The organism is Pseudoalteromonas sp. SANK 73390 (genome assembly GCF_054966645.1).
In genome coordinates this window covers 19,669-45,023 of the sequence record NZ_ARPN01000047.1, presented here as the reverse complement: position 1 = coordinate 45,023, position 25,355 = coordinate 19,669, and the positions used below count along the sequence as shown (strand labels likewise).

Sequence of the window (25,355 nt, the reverse complement as noted above, 5' to 3'; positions counted from 1 at the left end):
TAGATTTAAAGCGAGTTCATCATGACAAAATATCTGATGTGTCTATATAGGGTAAAAACCCTAAAAGTAGTTATGACTAAGTTTGGTAAGTGTGATGAAGTAATTCAGGAAGAAACTACATTAGTTTCTCCCTGATGGGAGACATTGAGCGTTAACTAAAAGTTGGGCTAATAATGCCGTTGGTCCATAAAATGGCAGTAGCCGCTAAAATGATCACCAATAGAATAAGGCCACAAGTAACTACAGAGCTTGCGTAAATAAAACCTCGCTCTTCTGGAATATGCATGAGTATAGGTACTCCGGTATATAGCAAATAGACAGAGTAAGCTAATGCCACCAAGCCAACACTGACCACAAACCAAAGCTCTGGGTAGAATGCTGAAAACGCCGACATAAACATTGGTGTTGCGGTGTAAGCCGACAGCTCAATTGTTTGTGTAAAAGTAGGTTTAGCGCCAAATGTGACAGCCATCCAATGAGATAAGTAAGATAACGCAAAAATTCCTAAAATCAATGCGCTGTACATAGCAGCCGCAATGAGTAGTGCGCTTTCATGGGTAAGATATACCGCTTCTCCTACACCAATTCTCCAACCTAGATGCACTGAAGAGTAATAACCCATAATACTCGGAATAAGTGCAATTAAAGCGATGTGGGATAGGCTATATCTCATGCTTTCATGACGGTTATCGATGGTTTGCCACTCTTCGAGTGGATGAGCATATAAGCCCCATAAGTGGTTTAAAATCATAATCTGCCTCTTTAGTGTTCTTGTGTTATTTTTATACAGCGTCTGTATAGTTATGAGAGACGGGCCGATTTTTGTCAAGATTAGGTTAAAATTTTGTCTAATTGAAACATTCAGAACCTAGCAAAGTTTACCTCTCGTACAGTACTAACGACTAATGAAGTTATTTAGGTGTTAATCGCTGGCTGTGAATAGGTTCTGTGTAATTTGTCAATAAATCAACTGTACCTATTACCACTTCATTTACAAATATTTACACCGAGACTATTTCTTAATTGTTAATAATGTATTTGAGAAGTATTATCCAGCTCGCCTAATTTTAGGAAATATAAAAATAATGAGCACTGGAGTAACTATGTTCAAAAAATCACTATTATTTGTAGCTGCTGTTACATTGTTCGCGGGATGTTCGTCAGTTCCACTTGAGCCAAAAGAGTTGTCGGAACAGGCAAAGCAGTTTTCAGCACCTTCTGATGGTATGGCTGGGTTATATATTTATAGAGACTCAATGCTTGGAGCTGCTCTCAAAAAAGACGTTTGGGTGGATGGTAAATGTGTTGGGGAAACAGCACCAAAAGTCTTCTTCTATACTGAGGTAGAGGGAAATAAAGAACACGCAATAGCAACAGAATCTGAGTTTTCTGCAAATGAACTGAAGCTAGAGACACAAACTGGTAAGCATTATTTTGTTGAACAGTACATTAAGTTAGGTGCTTTCGTTGGTGGTGCTAATGTAGAAGTGGTTAGCGAAGAAGAAGGTAAAAAAGCGGTTTCAGCCTTAAAACTGGCCAAACAAGGCAAATGCAATAGCCAATTATAATGCTTTAACTGGTTTGTAACATGGTATCTAAATAGAGATATTTGGATACCATTTGGTTTAGGCTTAAATTAGAGATTTATGCCACCCTTACAAAAGTTAAGCCTCAATTACTCCCTCTAGGTACTTCACTGCATACCCACTTATTAACACGCGTTCGCTTTCAATCTCGCAGTACAATACTCCACCACGTTTTGACGCTTGATAAGCGACAAGGCTATTTTTACCAAGTTGCTGCGCCCAGTAAGGAGCAAGGCCTGTATGAATAGAGCCCATTACCGGGTCTTCATCGTCACAAGAGACGGGACTTTTGCCTGATTGACATGCTCAGAACATTTCGAACGCTAAGATAATATATCTCCTAAAGTTGACTATTTAGTGTGAAATACCGTTTTAACCATTTGCAATAAAACAAACAAATTCATTAGAAAAACCTTTATAGCCCTTACTTGGACTAAGGCATTTACATTCATTTACATGACGTTTGTTGCTTAATTGCTAATAACATTAGTGATGCGTATGATTATCTGGGTTTTCTATTATAGGTAAACCTCTTAAAGTGACTCGATAATTGGAATATTCACAAAAAGGTGTATCGATCTTTCCTTTGCGCTTTATCCAGAAAAAGTCTGATATTACTTAACATAAATTCATCAAAAACATATACACAGAATAATGATACAGGGTTGTAAAATGCAGGTATTGCATCACATGTTTTCACACACTATAAAAGTACTGCTTTTTCTAGCAGTAATAATTACAGGAGTGGATGTTAATGCTCAGGAAAAAGCAGCATCCATCGTACTTAAAGAAACTTTTGGTTCAGACTCTTATAATCGAATCCTTTATCAAGATGGCACTGTTGTGGTGTCAGGATTGAGGGAAGAAGGCAGAGCTGACGCGTTTAGCCAGAGCCTAGATATCTTAAAATACGGAGAAGCGGGATTAGAACTTGTTAATCAAATTAGGTTGTCCAATAAAAAGGATCGTACAGCAGTTATAACCCCCAAAGATATGATAACTCATAATGGTCATTTTTTAATATTTGGCTCTAGCTCGTTGGGTAATTATCTTATTTCCGCAAGATCATCTGATAACTCTTTAGTTGTTGTCGATGAGCTAAAATCGAAGGTTTATGGTTATGACGCCAAGCTTATTGCTGGTGATGGTGACAATGTGTATGTGATTGCGAGTGGTTCAGCAGGCATAACAGTAGAACACTTTACGATAGCAAATGACGGTACCATTAAGCAAAGCGAACACATAACCTTCGGAGTTGCGCCTAATGAACCGAATTACTTTGACAATTTTAGTGCTTCATACAGCAATCAAGCCTTGTACATCACAAGCAACCAAGATGATATTCCCGCAGTATTATATAGATTACCTTTATATGAAGATGGCAGACTAGGAGAAGCAACGACACTTACTTTTAAAAATGCCAAGTCTGCTTATCATACGTCAAAAGTAACTGGGGATTTATGGCTCTTATCATATCATTACTGGGGATTTCAAGTCGCTAAGATCGAAGGTAATAAGCTGAGTGTAATATACGAATCAAATGAAAGCACTTGGTATAATAAAATTGAGATTAAAGGTAATTTGTTTTTTGGGTTTGACACTTTTAGCGGTATTGATGTGTATGAGATTGGAAACAATCACGAAATTACTTACAAATCTAAACTACAAACAAATGGTTTCCTAATGGATGCACAAATTGTAGGCGATGAAATCTTTTTTACCAAGTCAGCACAAGGGATTGAAGTAGCCAAAATTCACGACGATGGATCTGTGACACATTTAAGTAGCTTTAATCAATCTGGTCAAGTGATTGATATGGCAATGCATGAGAATGAGCTGGCAGTTGCTGCTTTAGATAATAACTTACATTTTTGGTCTCTTTCTGAAAATGAGCCTGCTTTAAAGAGTGCGACGTATAATACTGTGAACACGTTACAAGGCGTTGCATGGAATGGCGATAAAGTTGTTATTAATCATCATGCAAATCTAGAATCTCACTTAGCTGGCAATTTAAAGAACAACGTCGGTCTTTCAGAATCTCATGGTAGTTTAGGCTGGGGAGGTAGTGATGGGCAAATCATCAAAATAAAAAACGGATATGTCGCTCAAGCATTTCATCAACTTTATTTTATTGATGAGTTATTCAATATTGTATCGTCCATTGAGTTAGGCTCAATTGGCGGTAGCTATAATCTTATACAGCAACTGGTATCCTCTGATAACTTATTATTTGTTCCCTTATATGACACTGCAGATTTAATTATTTATGACACTTCGGATCTATCTAATATTGTTGAGTTGACTCGAATTGACCTTGATTCAATTCAAATAGGCAACATTGCAGTTAAAGGGGCACACTTGTATGTTCCCCGAAGGCTAGATTCTAACGATTTAGGGATTACGACCTTTGATATAAGTCATCCAGAAAAGCCAGTTGAGTTGTTTAGTGTTTTGGCTGGCGGTGAAGGGTATAACGCTACTTTGCATATTGATGGTAACTTTTTAATGGCGGTTGGCAATAAGGGAACTCTTTTTGATATCTCAGACCCAGTAACCCCTGTAAAAATAGATGAAAACCTCGAAATCAGTAGTAATGGCATAAGTTTAGGCAGTGGTAATAATTTATTTACCGTGTCTCGCAATACTGGTGGACGAATACATCGCAGTCAAGTAAATTTGGCGCCTACTCATTTAGACTTAAGCATGGCTGTACAAGAAGAAGGTCAAGTAGAGACTTTACTCTCAGCGACAGATAATGAAAATGATGCTGTAACTTACAGCATTGTTAGTCAGCCGGAAAAAGGCAGTTTATCAATAAAAGATAACGCAAAATTAGTTTTTAAAGGTGCCAACGATAAAAATGGAGCTGATAAAGCGCTGCTTTTAGTAACAGACGTCCATGGTGGTGCTAGCCAATTTGAGGTTGTTATTGACATTGAGCCCGTGAACGACGCGCCAGCCTTTGACCAAAGCGTTGTCAGTATCTCAGTTATTAGTGGTCAAAGCCAAACCACTGCACTAGTTGCACAGGATGTAGATGGCGATACTTTGACTTACGCAGTGGCTGAGCAAGCAGGTAAAGGTGAGGCTACGGTCAATCATCTGGGTGAAGTAACCTATACAGTGAATGCGGATGCAACGGGAACAGATATTTTCGTTGTGTCTGCAACGGACCCTAGTGGCGAGTTCACTAAAAAGACTGTCAGTGTAACCATTGTACAGCCTAATCACGCTCCGGTTTTTGATGACACAGAGGCAAGTATTTCGGTTGTAAGTGGCCAAAGCCAAACGGTGATACTGACGGCCTCAGATAGTGATGGAGATACGTTAACATATGCGCTGGCTGAGCAAGCAGGTAAAGGTATTGCAAGCATAAATCAGCTAGGTGAAGTGACTTATATGGCGAATGCAGATGTCACTGGCGCGGACAGTTTTGTAGTTACTGTATCTGATATATCAGGTGGGTCGGCAAGCAAAACGGTTAGTGTGACTATTTCAGCACCAGTATCACAAACGACTAACCCCAACACTAAAGATAATACGAGCAGCAGTGAACAGGGAAGCAGTGGTGGCAGCCTTGGGTGGTACTATTTGCTTGTACTTTTTGTCGTGTTGATGCAACGCAGATCTAAATTGTTAAAATAAAACACTAAGCAATTCGGGTCAAAGAGGCCCGAATTGCCTTTTACTATATTTCTATTGTTCCCTCTAGGTACTTCACCGCGTACCCGCTAATAAACACGCGTTCGCTTTCAATCTCGCAATACAATACACCGCCGCGTTTTGAGGCTTGATATGCAACAAGGCTGGTTTTACCAAGTTGCTGTGCCCAGTATGGCGCAAGCCCGGTATGAATAGATCCCGTCACCGGGTCTTCATCGCCGCCGTTAGCAGGCCAAAAATAGCGAGAGATAAAATCGTATTTACCGTGAGATAGAGCGGTTACTACCACATCAAGTGGCCCTAATTGCATCAGTTGTGTTTTATCTTGAGTGACGGCCAACACATCTTCTTCGTTATCATAGATAGCAAAATAGGCCTGAGCATTTTTTAATACGTTGCTCGGTCTTATTGATAGCCCAAGAAGTAACTGCTCAGGGACTGTTTCAAGCCTTTGCGGCATGCGATTTGGAAAGTCCATTTTAATGCGTCCATCAGGGGACTTTTCTATCACCATATTACCCACGGCTTTGGCGTAAAGTGAAATGGATATTTGTGCGGGAAAACGAGAGAAAATCACATAAGATGCCGCCAAAGTAGCATGCCCACAAAAGTCGATTTCTGTTAGCACAGAAAACCAGCGGATAAGATATTGCTCATCGTGCTTTACCAAAAATGCGGTTTCTGAGAGGTTGTTTTCAGATGCGATAGATTGCATTAAATCATCATCCAGCCAAGTATCAGTGATAACCACGGCCGCAGAGTTGCCACTAAAGCGTGTATCAGTAAATGCATCTATAATATCTATCTTTATCTTCATAAGGTTTCCTTGCAGAGCGAGCTGGGCTAATGCGAGAGATCCTGACCTTTGTCAGAATGATATATTTTTGTACGTTAGAGCAGAGCTTTTTATTCCTAGCTTATTGGTGAATAGTTTAGCTCTTAAATAAGCGGAATTAAGTCACAGCTATATATTTTTTATATGAATCTCTCAATAGCTATGATCTCGACTCATTCCGTCAATAGTCAGTTGTGTTACAATGCGCACAATCAACTTAAAGAGTTTGTACTTAGCAAATCCGTAAATAGAGAAAGTTACGTTGGAAGAATTACTTAAACCTATTAAACACTTTTTACAGTGTGAAACGCCAGATGCTTGGATAACTGAAGCAATAAAGCCGCAAAATTTATCTGTGGTTTTAATTGATCATCTTATTTGTGAGTTAAAAGCCGCGCAATCTGCCATGTTTTTAATTCGTAAATATGCTGTAGATAAAGAAAGTGCAGATGCATTACTTGAGTGGCTAAAACCGTTTGAGACACTTATTTATAAGCGCGAAGGGAACTGGCGAGAACTTGCGGATAAAAACAAGTTAACCAAGTCAATGATCCCAAAGTCAAATACCTCTTATGGACAAGATTTAATAGACAAAATGGTGATGCTGATTAAAGAAGAGCTGCACCATTTTTATCAAGTCTTAGAAATTATGGACGAGTATAAAGTTGAATATCAAAGTATTACTCCTTGCAGGTATGCAAAGGGGATGCTTAGACACGTTAAAACTTACGAGCCTGATGCATTAGTTGATAAGCTGATTGTAGGCGCATATATTGAAGCCCGCTCGTGTGAGCGCTTTGCAAAGCTTGCACCGCATGTAGATAAGCGTTTAGGTGATTTTTATATATCATTGCTGCGCTCTGAAGCGAGGCACTTCCAAGATTACTTAGCTTTAGCACAAGAAATTAGTGAGTTTGATATAAGCGAACGCGTGGCATTTTTTGGACAAAAAGAAGCTGAGTTAATATCAACTGCTGATGATGATTTTAAATTTCATAGCGGTGCGCCAAATCACGCGTAATTATTGTTAAGTGACCACTTACTTTACTGTGTGGTAGTTATTGTTCTTCTACGCAGGCGCATCTTTGACTAGGGTGTGCTCGCCGTGCTCATTCACGACTAAGTACGAACCTTGACTGTACCAATCACCCAACACAGCCCGAGTTAGTGTTTTGTTGCTATGTTCATAATGATGTACATCCGGGCGATGAGTATGGCCGTGGATCATATGCTCAACTTGATACCCCTCAAACATCTCTAAAACGGCGCTTTGCGTTACGTCTAAAATGTCATTTGCTTGATTCATTTGCTTGGCTTTACTTTTGGCGCGGCCGTTGCGTGCAATATTGCGCCGAACACTCAATGGTAAAGATAAAATAAGTCTAGGCCACCACCAGCCTCTGCTTTTTTTACGAAATTTTTGGTAGGCTAGGTCTTGTGTACACATTTCATCGCCATGCAGAATGACAGTGGGTGTGCCATATAAGTCAATTACTTGTTGTTCAGGGAGTAGCTTTAATCCAGCTTGTTTGGCGTAACGTGTACCAAGCAAAAAGTCGCGATTACCATGAATAAAAAATACCTTAACCCCTGCTTGTGATACTGCGCTTAATTTATTGGCTACCTCAATCGCCAACGGACTTTGTTCATCATCACCTATCCAAACTTCAAAAAAGTCACCCAAAATATAGAGTGCATCCACATCTGCATTGATGTGTTGTGATAAAAACTTGAAGAAAGCTTGTGTAATTTTTGGGTGTTCTTCGCTTAGGTGTAAGTCAGAAATGAAGTAGGTTTTGCGCATGGGTCTTCTTTTTTAATAAAGCGGGCAAGCAGCCCGCTTAAGTTTATTACCTAGCCCGAGTTCAGGTTATTTATTCAGTAATTGTTACTTTTTCCAGGGTTACATCTTCAAGTGGCACATCTTGGTGAAAACCTGAAGAGCCAGTGGCAACCGCTTTAATTTTATTCACTACGTCCATGCCTTCAACAACTTCAGCGAATACGCAGTAACCCCAGCCTTGTGACGTTTCACTGCTGAAGTTCAAGAAATCATTGTCATTTACGTTAATAAAAAACTGCGCTGTTGCTGAGTGTGGATCAGGCGTGCGCGCCATTGCTAAAGTACCCACTTTATTGCTTAAGCCGTTGTTGGCTTCATTTTCAATAGGAGATTGAACTGACTTTTGTTCCATACCAGGTGCAAAACCGCCACCTTGAACCATAAAGCCGTCGATAACACGGTGAAAAATAGTGCCATCATAAAAACCAGACTTTGCGTAGTTTAAAAAATTTTCAACTGTTTTAGGTGCATCTTCAGCAAATAATTTAATGCTGATTTCACCAAAGTTAGTGTGTAGAACAACCATCTCGGCTTCCTAATCTTTAGAATATATAAAGTGGGTATTCTATAGTACAAAGATAGTCACTGACAATTTTCCGAGAGATTTATTCTTATTTGAATAAAAAAACCAAATTTAAGTTAATAGCCATAAATTGGGTGTAGAGCAGTTGCGGGGCAAGTGTTATCATTGTGTTTCATGTCTTTTTTGTTTAGGAATAGCACTACATGTTGCAGATTTACAACACACTTACTCGCCAAAAAGCGCCTTTTAAACCATTAGTCGAAGGTAAAGTCGACATGTATGTGTGTGGTATCACCATTTATGACTTCTGCCATGTGGGACATGCTCGTACCTATGTTTCATTTGATGTGATGAATCGTTACTTGCGCTATTTAGGCTACGACGTGACTTACGTACGTAACATTACCGATGTTGATGATAAAATCATCAAACGAGCAGCAGAAAATAAAGAAGAAATTAACGACTTAACCGTACGTATGACCAAAGCCATGCATGATGATTTTGCCGCTTTAAATATTCTGCCAGCTGACATTGAGCCAACCGTGACAGGTCACATGGATGAGATCATCGCCATGATCGACACTTTAATTACAAAAGGCCACGCTTATGTAGCAGGTAGTGGTGATGTGTTATTTGATGTATCAACGTTTGAACAGTACGGCCAGCTTTCTCAGCAAGATTTAGATATGCTACAAGCGGGTGCACGTGTTGAAGTAGCACAAGATAAAGATGATCCCTTAGATTTTGTACTTTGGAAAAAAGCTAAAGCCGGTGAGCCTGCTTGGCAATCGCCTTGGGGTGATGGGCGCCCTGGTTGGCATATAGAATGTAGCGCTATGAGCTCAAAGCATTTAGGCGAATTTTTTGACATTCATGGTGGCGGCTCTGATTTGCAGTTCCCACACCATGAAAATGAGATTGCGCAATCATGCTGTGCCAACAATGGTAAGTATGTAAATACTTGGATCCACACTGGTATGGTTCAGGTAAATAAAGAGAAAATGTCTAAATCACTGGGCAACTTTTTCACCGTACGTGAAGTACTTAAGCAATATGATAGCGAAACGGTACGTTACTTTTTGATTAATGGTCACTATCGTAGTCAGTTAAACTATTCGCAAGATAATTTAGACCAAGCGCGTTCGTCGCTTGAGAGGATTTATACCGCATTGCGAGGTGTAGCACCTGTTGACGTATCACTTAAGGGTAATAAGTACGTAAAACGCTTTGAAGCGGCAATGAATGATGACTTTAACACGCCAGAAGCATTACCAGTAATATTTGAGCTTGCTAAAGAAGTTAATTTGTTTAAAGACAAAGATGCTAAAACAGCAGGTGAATTGGCATTTGTTTTAGTTCAGCTTGCTGGCGTGCTGGGTATTGCGCAGCAAGAACCTGAGCGTTTTTTGCAAGGTGAGCAAGATAATGATGAAGTGGCTAAAATTGAAGCATTAATTGTTAAACGTAATGACGCGCGTGCGAGTAAAGATTGGGCTGCGGCCGATGAAGCGCGTGATGCGCTCAATGAGATGGGTGTGATACTTGAAGACAGCGCTGGTAAAACGACTTGGCGTAAGGCATAAGATTAGCCGAATTAATTAGTTGCAGATTTTAATGAAAACGCCACACTAAGTTAGTGTGGCGTTTTTTTGAGGAAGAATAAATGGATATGAATTGGCTAAATAGAGAACTTTTTAAAATGGGAGACTTTACTTTGCTGGTGGGTGAAGTGTTGTCATTTTTTATTGTTTTGCTCATAACATTTATTATTTCACGTATTTTGAGAGCCGCATTTGGCCGTGTGGCAAAGCGTCAAGGTGTCATAGAGAATACTTCAGCTTATGTCATAGGGCGTTTAATACACTATATTGTTTTGTTTATTGGTTTCATTGTTGCGCTCACATCATTAGGCATGGAGATGACGGAACTGGCTTTGGTTGCTAGTGCGTTAGGTGTTGGTATTGGACTTGGTCTGCAAGGGTTGGTCAATAATTTTGTATCTGGTTTGGTGCTATTACTTGAAAAAACAGTAAAAGTTGGTGATTTTGTTGAGTTGTCAAATGGTGTAGTTGGGCAGGTTATGGCCATATACATGCGAGCAACGTTAATTAGAACGAATGACAATGTTGATATATTGATCCCCAATGCAGAGCTTGTTTCAGGGTTGGTAACTAATTGGACGTTAGCTGAGAAGGTCAGGCGTTTTCGTATTCCCTTTTCTGTGGCTTATGGCAGTGATAAAGAGCAGGTTAAGCTTGCTGTGTTAGAAGCAGCGGATAAAGTACCTTATACGTTGAGTAGCTTTGGCCGAGAACCAACAGTATGGATGACAGGGTTTGGTGATAGCAGCTTAAACTTTACCCTAGGTGTTTGGGTGCAACCCGAGCAAGTAAAGCGGCCAACAGCACTGGTATCAGACTATTTATGGGCAATTGATGATGCGTTTCGTAAGTATGATATTGAGATCCCATTCCCACAACGAGATATACATATCCGCACACCCTCATCAAAATTCAATTGTGTTGAATAGTAGAATAATACAGGACGTGTCAAGTTAAGTGTCTCGTTATTAATTTTTGTTTATCATTCTGATTGTAAGCAAGCTTTTTGGTTTTAGTGTATCGATAAGCTTGGAAAGCTATTCATTCGCTTATGATTAATTTTGCACAAAACGCAATTAGCATTATAGTTAAATTAGTGTAATTAATTTTAGCCACTAAACTTATGGCTAATAGTGAAGTGCAGTTTGATTTTGATTGTATTGACTCTAGATGAATTCCCAACTATTGGGCACCGTAAGGTGCCTTTTATTTTTGGTCAATGCTCTTTGTTAATAGTTACCACACGTTGCGGGAATGGAATATCGATGTTAGCTGCTTTTATTGCGCTGTATACTTGTTTATTGATTGCAAGCTTAGTTTCAATAATTTGTGTTGTAGGCACCCAGTAACGATAACTGATTATAACAGCACTGTCTGCAAACTGCTCTATTCCGACCTGTGGCTGGGGGCTTTTAGCGACTTTTTCATTGGCTAGAATAACATTTGTTATCTCGCCAATCGCACTATCACTGTTACTGTGATAGGCAATGCCAATTTCACCTTTAACTAACGAATATTCAAAAGAATTATGTAGAATCTCTCCAATAATATGCTTATTAGGAATGGTTATTTCTACTTTTTCCTCATTAACTAAAATGGTGTGCCCCAGCTCAATGATTTTAACCTGTCCGCTTACGCCTTTGATTTGAATGGTATCCCCTACGATAAAAGGGCGAGTTGCAATAATAGCTAAGCCTGAACCGTAGTTAGATAACATGCCTTGCATTGCTAAACCGGCTCCCAATGATGCTGCACCAATTGCTGCAACAAATGGTGTTACACTTATGCCGACTTTACCTAATGCGATGATCACAAACATCACAATCAATAACACTTTTACAAGGTTGCTGATAAAGTTGGTCAAAGTGACATCGACCTTATGGCGTAACATAAGTGCTTCAACCATTTTAGAGAGTCGATTTGAAACCCAAAGACCAACTAGTAAAATGAGTAACGCACCGACCACTTGCATACTGTAGGTAACTAGGTAGTCTCTGAGCAGGTTAAAGTAATGTTCAAACTGTTCAATTTCTTGCTCAATCAAAATATTGTCCTTTTTATAATACGGATAGCCAAGTGTAAAACGGCGGGACCCAGATAGCGGTGGTCACTGCACTTATGGTCATGGCTGCAGATGCATATGCACCTGCTGTTGGATGATATTCTAACGCACTTGCTGTGCCAATTGCATGGCAAGAAACACCGAGTGCGATACCCATTACTTTTGGGTGGGTTATATTTAATCGCCTGAGTAGTGATATGCCAAATATACCGCCAAATATCCCTACTAATATAACCATAACAGCGGCAATGGCATTTATTCCACCCAGCTCATCACTGATTAAAATTGTAATTGGGGTAGTGACAGATAAAGCAGCCAGTGAGGCACTTAATTGTTCGTGTACTGAGAACATCTGACAGAGTATAAATGCGAGCCAAGTTGCACTGGTAACACCGATAAAGCTACAGATGAGTATGTGTAAAAAGTAAAACTTAATATCATGAAATTGCAAATATAGAGGATAGGCGAGTGCGACAACTGCAACCTCTAAAAACAAGTGTAGCGGTCTGGTAGCTATAAAAAATGTTTGATAGTCAACATCAATCACCAATAGTATAGTGCTTATAAGCGCTATACATAATAGTAAAGGGTTTAACAATGGTGATGATACTTTGTAAGATATGCCTCTAAAGGTAAAAAACAAACAGCAGATTAAAGTAACAACCAAGAGTGAATTAATCATCTTTGAGCCCCTTTTGGGCTACTACAGCTACCAAGCAAATACCAACCGTAGGCACTACAATTAAAATGCTCAGTAGTAACGGCCATTGTGAAATAAGCAATGGCGTGTATTGCACAATGCCGACCCCTGCTGGGATAAAAAACAACGCCATGTATTTTAAAATTGGCTCGCATGCAGGTGTTAGCCAGTTTGGCTGTATTATTTTACTACTAAGCAATATTAACATAAATATCATTGCGACAAGCGGTGCAGGAAGTGGAACTTGCCACCATAATGTCATCAATTTAGCGCTGTATAAACACGCTAATAATAGACTAAGCGCCACAAAAAACTTTAATATAGCAACCAATAGGCTTCTCCGTCTTTGTTGCCTAACTTGTATCCAATAATAATAAAAGTAGCTTTGAAATAGGTATTCTTTGTTGCTTAGGATTAATTTACCACTTTTTTCTGTCGCTATATGGCTTTAGTTCATCATGAGTTGCGTTGTACATGGCAACTTTGGTGTTTTTATTCACCAGCAGCCTAAGTTGCGCAAATGTTTCTTTCGCTAAAGTAGCTCTAAGGTTTTGTTTGTAAGCTGTTTGGTTAACTCGTTTGATTGCTGCAAGGGTATCAGGAGAGCGTATTAGTAGTTGAGCTAATAGTTGTTCGCAGCTTACCTGTAAGTTGTCACTTACTTCTGTTATTAGTCCTAAATCCAGAGCTTGATTGGCATTTATACTGGTACCTAAGTTGGCTAGTTTGAGTGCATTATCATAGCTAAGTATGCGAGGTAGTATCGCGCCTGAGCCCATGTCTGGACATAACCCCCACTTAGATTCCATAATGGCTAACTGTGCTTTGTGGGTTGCAATACGAAAATCTGCACCCAATGCAATATGCAAACCGCCACCAAAGCAGTTACCGTCAATAAGCGCGATAACTGGGACGGGTAAACTGTGCCAAGCAAGACAAGCACGTTGTGCTAGGTTGGCGTTGCCTGGCAGCCATTTAAACAGCAGTTTAAAAATAGTTGATGGTTTTTTCATAACGGACTTTACGTCTAAACCCGAGCAAAAATTACCACCAGCTCCTTGAATGATCACCGCTCTTAGGTGGCGCTTTTTTTTCAATTGTTTAACGGTTTTATCAATGGCAATGAACATTTCAAGTGTAAGCGCATTTTGCTTTTCTGGCCGGTTAAGTGTGATCCATGCCACATTGTCACGATAATCTAAAGAAAGCATTAAAAATCCTGTTTTGGTTGTTATAACTTTATTTTATTTAGAGTTTATAGACTAATACTGATAATTTCAGCATAGAAATTAGCTTATTTAGCGAAACGCCATAGCCTTTGATTTTATGATTTTGCTATCATAGCAATTAATGCATTAATTGTGAGAGCATCAACTATGTCAGCCCGTCTATGTAGTGTTGAAGAAATAACCCATCAAGCATATGAAATTTTTCAGCAACTTGCACCTGATAATTTATCAGCCAAAGATATAGAGCAGTTTAATTTGCACCATCAAGACTATGGTTTTATTGAAGATAGTGAGCCTGATGATAGTTGGCAAGACCGTGTGGCGTTGGAGAGTGAGTCAGAGCATTTTGTACAAGTACTGGTCGGCATTGAATATGAGGATGGTGATGAAGTACTGGCCAATATTTTGATAAGCCGTGACCTTGATGCCCCTTTTTGTCATGTTTTGTGGAAGCAAAGTGAGACAGAGTAAGCCTAACATTAAAGTAGTAGTAAAGTTGTGCAGTATTTAAAAGTATTAGCTTGTGCATTAAGCATGCTGTTAGCAGAAAAATGCTATGCTAGCGACCCATTAGAAGATTTTTATAAATATGGTGACTTGTCAGATGCAGAGATACACCAAAAGCACCAAGGCGACTTACTGTATGGTGATGTCGAGTTTGGCTTAACGGCAAGCAACGGTAATAAAAAAAGTACGGCATCCAAGTTAAAAAGTAATGTTTATCAAGATTTTACGAAATGGCGAAATCACTTTAAACTCGATGCTTTATACCGAGAAGATAGTGATGACGATACGGAGCAAAATGAAGTGTCGGCATCACGTTACTTCGTCTCAGGTCAAGGCAACTATAAAGTAGGGCAAGATAATGCGTCTTTCTTTCTTTATGGTGATTATCTAAATGATAAATTTAGTGGTAAAGACTACACCACGACGATGGCACTTGGCTATGGTAATCGGCTCTATGAAGGTTCAAAAAATACCGTTGATTTTGATATTGGTCCGGGCTTGTATTTGTCAAAAACGGATAAAGAGACTGAATTGGCAGAGGGAAAGTCACGGCTAAAACAAGGTCAGCTCATGCGTATTGCGTTGCAATGGGAAAGAAATATCTCTAAACGCACGCGTTTTAACCAGGATGTGAGCATGGAAGTTTCTTTATCTGGACTCAATGACCGGCTTATTAGTGAAACTTCACTTGTAAGCCAAGTATTAGGTGGAGTGTCGTTGAAGATGTCTTATGTCTACCGTTATAATTCACAGCCTGAAGAAGAGAAGCTAAAAGTAGATACAGAGCTTGGAGCGACACTAGTTTATAGCTTTTAATGAGGAAATATATGTACCGTCACACTCAATTTTCGTGGGCAATTATGGCGATTTTAGCTTGGATCGCGAGTTTTTTAATTTTAGCAACATGGCTGTTAGGCTATAACGTGATGGTATTAGTATTCGCCGTTATTCTCGCGATAATGGCGAGCTTGTTTTATGGACTTACCATTGAAGTCAACAATCAGGAACGAACCCTAAGTTGGTGGTTTGGCCCTGGGGTGGCAAAAAAGACACTTAGTTTTGACGATATAGAAGGGATAAAAGGCGTGACTAATTCTTTTCGCCATGGCGTTGGTATGCGTATAACTAATGATGGCTGGGTTTACTCTGCATCAGGATTCTCGGCAATTGAAGTGAGTTTACCCGATGGTATGAAATATCGCTTAGGCACCAACGATAAAGCGCAACTACTTGATGCATTGAGTGAGAAAATTGCAAGCGCTGATTAAGCGCTTGCGATAAGCTATTTTTTAGTGGTCATGCCCACAGCCGCCTTCACCATGAACATGGCCGTGTGCAATTTCTTCTTCTGTTGCATCACGTACTTCTAGCACTTCAACATCAAAATTAAGGGTGATACCAGATAATGGGTGGTTGGCATCAACAATCACTTCTTCATCCTGAATATCAAGGATCATGACCATTTGATCACCATCGTCAGTTGTAGCACGAAATTGCATACCCACTTCAATTTCCATACCATCAAACATAGATGTAGGTACAGCTTGCATTAAGTCGTCGTGGCGTTCTCCGTACCCATTTTCAGGTTCAACTGTTACGCTGAGTTTGTCACCCGCCTGCTTATCCATTAGTGCATTTTCAAGGCCTGAAATCAAATATCCAGTACCGACGATAAACACCAGTGGCTCACCATCGAACGAATTATCGATAGTGTTGTTGTCATTATCTAAAACGCTGTAATGCATTCTTACCACTTTATTTGGTGCGATTTTCATAGTATATCCCGCTTATTGGTCATCTAGAGAATAGGGTAGAGGTAAAATTGTCAATGCTACCTCAGGTGAGTTTTTTGCACGTAGGTGTGCTGTGCTATCAGTATCATTGGGCAATATGGTTAAGGCACTATAGGTACTGGTGGCTTCGTTATAAACTTGATGTACAACTTTGCCAGCACGACGCCAGTTATCCCCAAGTTGTAGTTCAAGATCAGTCTCATCAATTGAGCTTGGTGCTGTTCCTTGCACAATGTACATGGCACGTTTGTTTTTGCCTAGGTAACGCATACGCGCGACTGTTTCTTGCCCGGTATAACAGCCCTTTTTAAAACTGATACCATCTAATGCTTGGAGATTAATCATTTGTGGCACAAATTCTTCAATATTCTTTTCATTGAGTTGCGGTTCTCCAGCTAAAATGCTGGCCTCAATAAACGCACTGGGATCAGTGGTAAGGTCAATATCATCGGGCAAAGTGTAGTCATCATTGATGATTAAGAGCAGCCTTGTGCTATCTAGTTTTAGTGCTTTGTTATTGCCAAAGTCACACGCAGTGTGTTCATTTTCAAAGTTTAAGCCTAGCGAATCACATACATTATTCAATTGCGTGCTTTGTATACCGATGATTTTAACGTCCTCGACCAGGTCTATTTCAACTTTTGCGAATACACCATATTTTTTAAGCTCTTTTGCTGAAGCATTGATTTCTGCTTCAGATCCCAAGAGCATATAACTTTGCTGGTGTTTAAAAATACGAAATGCGCCCCAGAGCTTACCTTTTGGGCTGCAGTGACCACCCCATAAAAAGTTTTGCTCAGTGATAAGGTTCATATCTTGGGTTAATTGGCCATGTAAATAACTCAATTGCTCGGAGCCTGTAACAGCAATTAGTTTATAAGGTAAATTAACAGCACATGCGAGTGACATAATATTAATCCTTAGTATGAGAATGAGCGTAATATTAACTTATATTGGCATGCGCATAAACGCCCATACCAAAAGAAATATAGCGAGGGAGGCTAACCAGTCGGTTTTCATGGGAACTCAGGTGTTTCATTTATCAAACTAAGATATAATCAAGTCGCTATACGTTAATAATTATAGATAAGGGTATTTAAATGGCAGAGCTGTATTCAAAGTCTCGCACAAAATGGGCATGTCGACGTGGTATGTTGGAGCTAGACGTATTGTTAGGGCCATTTGTCGATGATGCATATGATGCGTTGAGTGAGTCAGATAAATTGGTTTTTCAGCGTTTACTTGCTGAAGAGGACCCAGACTTGTTTGCATGGTTTATGGGCCATAAGACGTGCTCTGATGCTGAACTTAACACTATGGTAAGATTGATCCTTGACCGAGTACGCGTATAAGTTCACATTCCAAAACAATGTGTTAGACCGCAAGCCTTTTGTGGTCCTATTTACGAGCACGATTTTTATATGTGTTGTGCTATTTCCTAGCTTTTACTTAGGCTTGTTTTCGGTTGTTCTAGGGTTTGTTGGTTTTAAGCTATGCCTGTGGCAATGCCGCCACAACACCCCCCAGCATGGTGTTATTTTAATAACTCAATCAGATAACTATATAGAGCTACAAGGGTCCCACTCTATACAAGGAAGAGTGACTGATGCAGAGCTTTTTTTTAAATATATTGTGTTTACGTATAGCAGGACAAGCAGGTGCGAAAAGACGGGTATTTATTATCCGAGATGCGTTGTCGGCACAAGACTGGTCTTGCTTGTGCCGGTGTTGTCTAGGGCGCTTCCCTAAGGGGTCAAAACCGTAGGCTGTGGTGATTCGTTTTGCCCTGGGTAATCAATAGTGTAATGCAAACCTCGGCTCTCCTTTCGTTCAAGCGCACTGCGAATAATAAGCTCGGCCACTTGTACTAAGTTTCTAAGCTCTAATAGGTTATTAGAGACTCTAAAATGGGCATAGTACTCATTGATCTCTTGCTGTAATAACTCAACACGGCGCAAGGCTCGCTCTAAACGCTTGGTTGAACGTACAATGCCAACGTAATCCCACATAAACAGCCTTAACTCGTGCCAGTTATGGGTGATCACAACTTCTTCATCTGAATCATTAACTTGACTTTCATCCCACTCTGGCAATGGAGGTGGTGTGGGGCTGGTTTTTATTTTTGCTAAAATATCTTTAGCAGCGGCATGCGCAAAAACAATACACTCAAGTAACGAGTTGCTGGCCATGCGATTGGCGCCGTGCAGTCCTGTATAAGCCACTTCACCAATGGCGTATAAATTATCAATGTCGGTTTTACCATTAAAGTTGGTGACAACCCCACCACAGGTGTAATGTGCTGCTGGTACAACAGGGATGGCTTCTTTGGTAATGTCTAAACCAACACTGAGACATTTGGCATAAATAGTCGGAAAGTGTTCAATAATAAAGTCTTTGTCTTTATGAGATATATCAAGGTAAACACAATTGGCGCCGAGACGTTTCATTTCATAGTCTATGGCTCGAGCAACGATATCACGAGGAGCAAGTTCTTCACGTTCGTCAAAATCAGGCATAAAACGAGAGCCGTCAGGGCGCTTTAGTAAAGCCCCTTCACCGCGCATGGCCTCAGTGATTAAGAAATTCTGTAACTCTGGGTGATATAAGCTGGTAGGGTGAAATTGATTAAATTCCATATTGGCAACTTTACAACCAGCACGCCAAGCCATTGCTATACCATCGCCACTTGATACATCTGGGTTAGAGGTGTAGAGGTAAACCTTACTAGCCCCCCCTGTGGCAAGTGCAACAAATTTAGCTGAAATAGTCTCAACACGTGCTTTCTCTCGATTGAACACATAAACACCATCAATACGTGTTTGTTTATTATTTTTATTACAGATAAGGTCAATTGCATTATGTTGTTCAAGCAAAGTGATATTGCAGTGATCTTGAACTTGGCTTACAAGAGTAGTTTGAACGGCTTGGCCTGTTGCATCGGCAGCATGTAAAATTCGCCTATGGCTGTGCCCTCCTTCACGAGTAAGGTGAAATCTTTCTTTGCCCTTACTATCAAACTCCATATCAAATGGTACGCCTTGCTCAATTAGCCATTTTAAGCAATTTTTGGCATTGCTTGCTGTGTAGTGAACCGCATCTCTATCACACAGTCCTGCACCTGCAGCTAGTGTATCTTCAACGTGGGATTCAATGCTGTCATTTTTTTTATCAAATACCGCGGCAATGCCACCTTGTGCGTATAGCGTAGAACCTTCTTTTAGGGCGCCTTTACTGATTACTGTAACGTGGCAATGATTGGCTAAAGACAACGCCAGACTTAAGCCGGCTGCGCCGCTTCCGATAACGACAACATCGGTGTGATGGTTTTTATTTGACTTCATGTGTTTGGATCTTCGCTTTTTATATACGCTACATACAGCTAGATGCAGCATTTTTTGCTATTATACACCTAATTAAGGTAAACCATATGTGCTTTGTATAGGCAAATTTGGCATCGATATGTACGTTTAAGCCATGCTTTTGATTATTATTTTAAAAAAAAGTATAAAAAAACAGAACTTTTTACTCATAGTCTAGTCTGAGTAGCTGTAAATAATGGCAACGAAACATTAAGTTATAACTATAACAAAGAGGAGTACCGGCTCGAATGAGCGAGCAGGATTTGGATTTAGAACTGGTTAAGCGGGTACAGCAAGGAGATAAAAACGCCTTCAACCTTTTAGTTGCCAAGTATCAAAATAAGGTCGCCGGGCTGATTTCACGTTATGTGTCAAATCATGGTGACGTAGCAGATGTAGCCCAAGAGGCTTTTATCAAGGCGTATCGTGCATTGCCAAATTTTAGAGGTGAGAGTGCATTTTACACTTGGTTATACCGCATAGCGGTCAACTGCTCAAAAAACTATTTGGTGGCTCAAGGGAGAAAACCCCCAGCCAATGATGTAGATGCAGAAGATGCAGAGTTTTACGATGGCGCTGAGCAATTGCGCTCTAATGCATCTCCCGAAAATCTATTGCTAAGTGATGAGGTGCGCTCTGTAATATTTGCCACCATTGATGGTTTACCTGATGACTTAAAAACGGCAATTACCCTAAGAGAGATTGAAGGTATGAGCTATGACGAAATAGCGGTCGTAATGGATTGTCCAGTTGGTACCGTTCGTTCTCGTATATTTAGGGCACGAGAAGCAATAGATAATAATTTAAACCCACTAATAGGTGAGTCATAATATGACAAAAGAGAACCTTACAACATCACCGCAAGAGGCAGCATCACGCTTGCTTGATGGCGATTTGCAGCTAGAGCATTCTTCTGAAGGTCAAGTGGACACAGAAAAGTTTGCGCGCTATGCGAAAATTGGTGATGTAATGCGTGAAGCACAATCAGGTGGTATTAGTATTGATATCACGGCAAGTGTTGCAAGTGCATTAGAAAATGAGCCTTGTTATAGTATGACCAATGAAGCGGCAACGCTTGATGAGCAACATGATTATGGCACAAAGGTGGTTAAACTTAGCGCTTGGCGTAAGCCTTTATCTCAGGTTGCAATAGCAGCAAGTGTGGCGTTGGTAGCAGTGCTTGGTGTTAATACTATGCCCCAGCAAAGTGGCCCTGCGATTGATGAAATGCCGATATTGCAATCACGTCCGTTAGCGGGGGGCGTTGCACCAGTTAGTTTTTCATCGGAGCAACCTGCATTACAAAATGCTGAGCAAGGTCTGCGTGATTTACAACAACAGCGTATTGGTGCTTTAGTGTTAGAGCATCAACGTCAATCCCGTGTGGCTTATGCATTGCAGCAAAAACAAAAAGCTGCAGATGAACAACCTGAGGAAAAGAAGTAGTTAAATGAGATTACTTGCCTGTATTTTAGGTTTATTTTTGGCTACCACGGTACATGCCAATGACGTCGTTTCTGCAAAGCAATTGTTAAAAAATATGGCCACGGCGGTCCACACAAGAAATTTTGATGCCTCTTTTGTGGTCCAAAAAGGCAAAGGTATGGAGCCTTACCGCTGGGTGCATGCCAAATATCAAGGTAAAGAGTTAGAATTGCTAAGCCTACTCAATGGAGCGGGTCTAGAAATTGTTCGAGTCGATGACTTAGTGACCTATTATGAACCCCAGTCTGCACCATATTCAGTAAAAACAGATTCTATTGCAGGCCCAATTCCAGAAGTTTTATTCAAAGGTGTAGAAGCCTTACTTGATCACTATGATTTTGTGTTGGGTGGAAAAGGTCGAATCGCTGGGCGTCCAGCTCAATTAGTTCGAGTGGAAGCAAAAGATAACACGAAATATAACTATTGGCTTTGGATAGATACGCAATCGTCACTGTTACTAAAAGCGGCATATGTAAATCAGCAAGGTGAACTGCTGGAGCAGTTGCAATTAACACATATTAGTGTGACCCCAGAACCTGCTGAACAGGTTTTAGAGCTCGCGCAGCGTGAGTTTCCAGCACCTCTACCAGCACTGAAACTAAACAAAGATGAAACAGTGCAGAGTAACTGGCAGATAGGATGGCTACCTGAAGGTTTTAAGCTGTTAAAGTCAGATCGCCATAAGTTAGATTTAAATAACGAACTGGCTGACTATTATTTATTTTCAGATGGATTAGTAGATATCTCAGTATTTGTACAGCGGCCATTGCCTGGGAAGCGCCCAAGCGGAGCATTATCTTCTGGGGCAACTACCGTATATGTACATAATTCTGGCGCCTATGATGTCTCTGTGGTGGGCAATATCCCCGCAGTTACAGCTAAAAATATCGCTGAGTCGGTTAAACGCCCGCTATGATTGAACAAACACTCACTGTGGTGTCAGTCTCTGGCACTACAGCTCATTTGCAGGCGCAACAAAAAGTAGCATGTGAGGGCTGTAATGGTAAATGTGGCTCGCAAATTTTTAGTAAGTTATTTGGAACTCACAAGAAAACCTTTCCTATTACGATAGAAGAGCCACTCCAAGTTGGGCAAAAAGTGAAACTGAGTTTAGATGACTCTAAAATTGTTAATCATGCCTTCTACGTGTATATGTTTCCGCTTATTTTTGCGTTTATTTTTGTATTCATGAGCGCTTTGATATTAAATCTTGGAGAGCCTTGGCAGATATTTGCTGCGCTAATAGGGGGTTGCTTAGGTATTTTCGTTGCCAGAAAACGAGTTTATTCCCTAAAACATGATGTGAAAGTGGTAAAAATTTACCCAATTAGCATGGCGGTGACGCAAATAGATGGTGATTGAGTTAAATAAAAGGTAAAATCTGCACTTTAATCCATTTAGTGACTAATAGAAGTTTAGAATCCAGTATATGAAGCATATCCGTAACTTTTCTATCATCGCCCACATTGACCATGGCAAATCAACACTTTCTGACCGCCTAATTCAAGTATGCGGTGGCCTTACAGCCCGAGAAATGCAGCAGCAGGTTCTGGATTCGATGGACATCGAACGCGAGCGTGGTATCACCATTAAGGCACAAAGTGTAACTTTGAACTACACAGCCAAAGATGGTGAAACTTATATGCTGAACTTCATCGACACGCCGGGGCATGTTGATTTTACCTATGAAGTATCTCGCTCTTTAGCGGCTTGTGAAGGCGCACTGCTAGTTGTTGATGCAGGTCAAGGCGTTGAAGCACAAACCTTAGCTAACTGTTACACCGCAATTGAAATGGATTTAGAAGTTATTCCAATTTTGAATAAAATTGACTTGCCGCAAGCTGATCCATTGCGTGTAGCGGAAGAAATTGAAGACATTGTAGGCATTGATGCTCTTGACGCTGTACAGTGTAGTGCAAAAACAGGTATTGGTATTGACGATGTACTTGAGAACATCGTACGAGATATACCACCACCAGAGGGCGATCCTGAAGCACCGTTACAAGCCCTTATTATTGACTCTTGGTTTGACCCATATCAAGGTGTTGTATCACTGGTACGCATCAAGCATGGTGAAATGCGCCAAGGGGATAAAATTAAAATCATGTCAACCGATCAAACCCATATTGCCGATAGAGTGGGTATTTTTACACCAAAACAAACGAATACCGGTGTTTTAAAAACGGGTGAAGTAGGCTTTATGATTGCGGGTATTAAAGATATCCATGGTGCACCTGTGGGTGACACTATCACACAAACTAAAAATGCAGCACCTGAGCGTTTACCTGGTTTCCAAAAAATCAAACCACAAGTTTATGCTGGTATGTTCCCAATTTCATCAGATGATTATGAATCGTTCCGTGACGCGCTGAACAAGCTAAGTCTAAATGATGCTTCGTTGTTTTTTGAACCTGAAAATTCAACCGCGTTAGGTTTTGGCTTTCGCGTTGGCTTTTTAGGTATGTTGCATATGGAGATCATCCAAGAGCGTTTAGAACGTGAATATGACATGGATTTGATCACCACGGCACCTACGGTAATTTATGAAATTGAAACTAAAGATGGCTTAATTCAAATTGATAATCCATCTGATTTACCGCCGGTGAACGACATTATAGAAATTCGCGAGCCAGTAGTAGAAGCCAATATTTTAGTACCCCAAGAGTACTTAGGTAATGTTATTACCCTTTGTGTTGAAAAGCGTGGTATGCAAACAAAAATGGCTTATCATGGTAAGCAAGTTGCTGTGACGTATGAAATTCCTATGGCGGAAGTGGTGATGGACTTTTTTGATAAGTTGAAGTCAACCAGCCGTGGTTTTGCATCTTTGGATTATAATTTTAAGTATTTTCAAGCGTCAGATATGGTGCGCGTCGATATTTTAATTAATGGTGACAGAGTTGATGCGTTAGCCATTATCGCTCACCGTGAAGGTGCACAAAGCCGCGGGCGTCAGTTGGCCGATGCATTAAAAGAGCTTATCCCTCGTCAAATGTTTGATATTGCGATTCAGGCTGCAATTGGTGGTCATGTTATTGCCCGAACAACGATTAAGCAGTTACGCAAAAACGTTATTGCAAAGTGTTATGGTGGTGATGTAAGTCGTAAGAAGAAACTACTTCAGAAACAAAAAGAAGGCAAAAAACGTATGAAACAATTGGGTAATGTAGAAGTTCCCCAAGATGCGTTTCTTGCCATATTAAAAGTGGGTAAATAACAGGAATTTTTGAATGGCAGGCTATTTTTCTATATTTTTGGTGGTATTAACCATAGGCTCAGGCTTAATCTGGCTATTAGACCACTTGGTTTATGCACCTAAGCGCAACGAACGTATTGCATTGGCACAAGGCTCTTCAGAGCAGCCATTGGATGAAGACGTTATTGCACAAATTGCACCTGAACCTGCCATTATTGAAGGCGCAAAGTCTATTTTTCCAATGATTGCAGCGATCACTATTTTTCGCTCATTTATTTTTGAACCGTTTCAAATTCCATCAGGCTCAATGATGCCTACATTACTAGATGGTGATTTTATCTTGGTTCAAAAGTACGCATATGGTATTAAAGACCCAGTTTGGCGCTCTCAATTGGTCGATGTTGGGGAGCCTCAGCGCGGAGATGTGACGGTATTTAAGTTTCCACTTGATGAGCGTATCGATTTTATAAAGCGCATTATCGGTTTACCAGGAGATCATATCGTTTACCGCAATCGTCAACTATATATTAAGCCAAACTGCGCTGAAGGTGAGCAGCAGCAAGGTACTTTAATTTGTGGTGAGTATAATAAAATAAAGCTTGATATCGTTAATAACGACGAATACAAGCAAGGTTCAATGCCATTGGTACGTTTGACAGAAAGTTTGCCAGATGTGTCGCATGATATACTGATTAATCCTCAGGCTGTTGAGCCTGTGGAGCGTTATCGTCCACAGCAATCTGGTACTAGAAAAGATGAGTGGATAGTACCAAAAGATAGCTATTTTGCTATGGGTGATAACCGAAATAATAGCCAAGACAGTCGTATGTGGGGATTTGTTCCTAAGGAAAACTTGGTAGGTAAAGCTGTCTTTATTTGGATGAGTTTTGATTTTGAAAATGGCCCAGATAGCCTACTTCCAGGCTGGGTTCCAACTGGTGTTCGTTTTGGACGCCTAGGTAATATTCAGTAA

General features: G+C 40.3%; 26 protein-coding genes and 1 pseudogene. 15 read left to right on the top strand and 12 right to left on the bottom strand.

The features are described from left to right. Positions 1–151: 151 nt before the first annotated feature. Positions 152–751 (bottom strand): Yip1 family protein, encoded by a 600-nt coding sequence (locus SANK73390_RS05675; protein ID WP_261593270.1) that lies wholly within the window; start codon positions 749–751, stop codon positions 152–154. A 352-nt stretch (positions 752–1,103) separates the two neighbouring features. On the opposite strand from SANK73390_RS05675, the gene SANK73390_RS05670 reads away from it, so the two are divergent. After that, on the top strand, positions 1,104–1,568 hold the full coding sequence (locus SANK73390_RS05670; protein ID WP_261625734.1) for a DUF2846 domain-containing protein: 465 nt from the start codon (positions 1,104–1,106) through the stop codon (positions 1,566–1,568). 96 nt (positions 1,569–1,664) lie between these two features. Here the strand turns inward: SANK73390_RS05670 and SANK73390_RS05665 are convergent. Beyond that, positions 1,665–1,871: pseudogene (locus tag SANK73390_RS05665) on the bottom strand (PhzF family phenazine biosynthesis protein); the annotation flags it as partial. Between the two features lie 405 nt (positions 1,872–2,276). Between SANK73390_RS05665 and SANK73390_RS05660 the strand changes: the two are divergent. Beyond that, positions 2,277–5,231 (top strand): LVIVD repeat-containing protein, encoded by a 2,955-nt coding sequence (locus SANK73390_RS05660; protein ID WP_462764543.1) that lies wholly within the window; start codon positions 2,277–2,279, stop codon positions 5,229–5,231. Positions 5,232–5,274: 43 nt separating this feature from the next. Here the strand turns inward: SANK73390_RS05660 and SANK73390_RS05655 are convergent, their stop codons facing one another. Next, complete coding sequence (locus SANK73390_RS05655) at positions 5,275–6,066, bottom strand: PhzF family phenazine biosynthesis protein (protein ID WP_462764541.1); 792 nt, start codon at positions 6,064–6,066, stop codon at positions 5,275–5,277. Between the two features lie 280 nt (positions 6,067–6,346). On the opposite strand from SANK73390_RS05655, the gene miaE reads away from it, so the two are divergent. After that, positions 6,347–7,105 (top strand): tRNA isopentenyl-2-thiomethyl-A-37 hydroxylase MiaE, encoded by a 759-nt coding sequence (gene miaE / locus SANK73390_RS05650; RefSeq protein ID WP_462764539.1) that lies wholly within the window; start codon positions 6,347–6,349, stop codon positions 7,103–7,105. Positions 7,106–7,153: 48 nt separating this feature from the next. Here the strand turns inward: miaE and lpxH are convergent, their stop codons facing one another. Continuing rightward, on the bottom strand, positions 7,154–7,888 hold the full coding sequence (gene lpxH / locus SANK73390_RS05645) for a UDP-2,3-diacylglucosamine diphosphatase (RefSeq protein WP_462764537.1): 735 nt from the start codon (positions 7,886–7,888) through the stop codon (positions 7,154–7,156). Between the two features lie 70 nt (positions 7,889–7,958). Continuing rightward, positions 7,959–8,453, bottom strand: coding sequence for a peptidylprolyl isomerase B (gene ppiB / locus SANK73390_RS05640; RefSeq protein WP_261593278.1), 495 nt, complete (start codon positions 8,451–8,453; stop codon positions 7,959–7,961). Positions 8,454–8,653: 200 nt separating this feature from the next. Between ppiB and cysS the strand changes: the two genes are divergently transcribed. Next, a complete protein-coding gene (gene cysS, locus SANK73390_RS05635; RefSeq protein ID WP_462764535.1) occupies positions 8,654–10,033 on the top strand; it encodes a cysteine--tRNA ligase in 1,380 nt (459 codons plus the stop codon). An 80-nt stretch (positions 10,034–10,113) separates the two neighbouring features. Further along, the gene (locus SANK73390_RS05630) at positions 10,114–10,980 is read left to right on the top strand and encodes a mechanosensitive ion channel family protein (RefSeq protein WP_462764533.1); all 867 of its coding nucleotides are present in this window, start codon (positions 10,114–10,116) and stop codon (positions 10,978–10,980) included. Between the two features lie 287 nt (positions 10,981–11,267). Here the strand turns inward: SANK73390_RS05630 and SANK73390_RS05625 are convergent, their stop codons facing one another. The 4 genes from SANK73390_RS05625 to SANK73390_RS05610 all read right to left on the bottom strand — a co-directional run bounded on the left by SANK73390_RS05625 (position 11,268) and on the right by SANK73390_RS05610 (position 14,024). Then, positions 11,268–12,095, bottom strand: coding sequence for a mechanosensitive ion channel family protein (locus SANK73390_RS05625; protein WP_462764531.1), 828 nt, complete (start codon positions 12,093–12,095; stop codon positions 11,268–11,270). A gap of 13 nt (positions 12,096–12,108) precedes the next feature. After that, positions 12,109–12,795, bottom strand: coding sequence for an LrgB family protein (locus SANK73390_RS05620; protein WP_462764529.1), 687 nt, complete (start codon positions 12,793–12,795; stop codon positions 12,109–12,111). Continuing rightward, positions 12,788–13,144: a CidA/LrgA family protein gene (locus SANK73390_RS05615; RefSeq protein WP_462764527.1), complete on the bottom strand. Its 357-nt coding sequence runs from the start codon at positions 13,142–13,144 to the stop codon at positions 12,788–12,790. The genes SANK73390_RS05620 and SANK73390_RS05615 overlap by 8 nt, the downstream gene beginning before the upstream one ends. Positions 13,145–13,232: 88 nt before the next feature. After that, positions 13,233–14,024 (bottom strand): crotonase/enoyl-CoA hydratase family protein, encoded by a 792-nt coding sequence (locus SANK73390_RS05610; RefSeq protein WP_462764525.1) that lies wholly within the window; start codon positions 14,022–14,024, stop codon positions 13,233–13,235. Positions 14,025–14,189: 165 nt separating this feature from the next. Here SANK73390_RS05610 and SANK73390_RS05605 point away from each other — a divergent pair, with 165 nt between their 5' ends. From SANK73390_RS05605 to SANK73390_RS05595, 3 genes are all read left to right on the top strand, one after another. After that, complete coding sequence (locus tag SANK73390_RS05605) at positions 14,190–14,513, top strand: DUF440 family protein (protein ID WP_462764523.1); 324 nt, start codon at positions 14,190–14,192, stop codon at positions 14,511–14,513. 63 nt (positions 14,514–14,576) lie between these two features. After that, positions 14,577–15,365, top strand: a complete 789-nt coding sequence (locus SANK73390_RS05600; RefSeq protein WP_462764568.1) for a DUF481 domain-containing protein — start codon at positions 14,577–14,579, stop codon at positions 15,363–15,365. A gap of 11 nt (positions 15,366–15,376) precedes the next feature. Continuing rightward, complete coding sequence (locus SANK73390_RS05595) at positions 15,377–15,817, top strand: hypothetical protein (protein ID WP_462764521.1); 441 nt, start codon at positions 15,377–15,379, stop codon at positions 15,815–15,817. Positions 15,818–15,838: 21 nt separating this feature from the next. On the opposite strand, the gene SANK73390_RS05590 is transcribed toward SANK73390_RS05595, so the two are convergent. Together SANK73390_RS05590 and ygfZ are read right to left on the bottom strand one after the other, a co-directional pair. After that, on the bottom strand, positions 15,839–16,324 hold the full coding sequence (locus tag SANK73390_RS05590) for an FKBP-type peptidyl-prolyl cis-trans isomerase (RefSeq protein ID WP_261593288.1): 486 nt from the start codon (positions 16,322–16,324) through the stop codon (positions 15,839–15,841). Positions 16,325–16,336: 12 nt separating this feature from the next. Continuing rightward, the gene (gene ygfZ / locus SANK73390_RS05585; protein WP_462764518.1) at positions 16,337–17,251 is read right to left on the bottom strand and encodes a CAF17-like 4Fe-4S cluster assembly/insertion protein YgfZ; all 915 of its coding nucleotides are present in this window, start codon (positions 17,249–17,251) and stop codon (positions 16,337–16,339) included. Between the two features lie 191 nt (positions 17,252–17,442). On the opposite strand from ygfZ, the gene SANK73390_RS05580 reads away from it, so the two are divergent. Next, entirely contained in the window at positions 17,443–17,694 is a 252-nt protein-coding gene (locus tag SANK73390_RS05580) for an FAD assembly factor SdhE (protein WP_462764516.1), read from the top strand. 393 nt (positions 17,695–18,087) lie between these two features. On the opposite strand, the gene nadB is transcribed toward SANK73390_RS05580, so the two are convergent. Further along, positions 18,088–19,683 carry an L-aspartate oxidase gene (gene nadB / locus SANK73390_RS05575; RefSeq protein WP_462764514.1) on the bottom strand — a complete coding sequence of 532 codons (1,596 nt, stop codon included), beginning with the start codon at positions 19,681–19,683 and terminating at the stop codon, positions 18,088–18,090. 266 nt (positions 19,684–19,949) lie between these two features. Between nadB and rpoE the strand changes: the two genes are divergently transcribed. From rpoE to lepB, 6 genes are all read left to right on the top strand, one after another. Beyond that, complete coding sequence (gene rpoE, locus SANK73390_RS05570; RefSeq protein ID WP_462764513.1) at positions 19,950–20,531, top strand: RNA polymerase sigma factor RpoE; 582 nt, start codon at positions 19,950–19,952, stop codon at positions 20,529–20,531. Between the two features lies 1 nt (position 20,532). Then, positions 20,533–21,147 (top strand): sigma-E factor negative regulatory protein, encoded by a 615-nt coding sequence (locus tag SANK73390_RS05565; protein ID WP_462764511.1) that lies wholly within the window; start codon positions 20,533–20,535, stop codon positions 21,145–21,147. A 4-nt stretch (positions 21,148–21,151) separates the two neighbouring features. Beyond that, positions 21,152–22,102, top strand: coding sequence for a MucB/RseB C-terminal domain-containing protein (locus SANK73390_RS05560; RefSeq protein ID WP_462764509.1), 951 nt, complete (start codon positions 21,152–21,154; stop codon positions 22,100–22,102). Then, positions 22,099–22,548, top strand: a complete 450-nt coding sequence (locus SANK73390_RS05555) for a SoxR reducing system RseC family protein (RefSeq protein ID WP_462764507.1) — start codon at positions 22,099–22,101, stop codon at positions 22,546–22,548. The genes SANK73390_RS05560 and SANK73390_RS05555 overlap by 4 nt, the downstream gene beginning before the upstream one ends. A 67-nt stretch (positions 22,549–22,615) precedes the next feature. Next, entirely contained in the window at positions 22,616–24,403 is a 1,788-nt protein-coding gene (lepA, locus tag SANK73390_RS05550) for a translation elongation factor 4 (protein WP_261593300.1), read from the top strand. A 13-nt stretch (positions 24,404–24,416) separates the two neighbouring features. Then, a complete protein-coding gene (lepB, locus tag SANK73390_RS05545; protein WP_462764505.1) occupies positions 24,417–25,355 on the top strand; it encodes a signal peptidase I in 939 nt (312 codons plus the stop codon).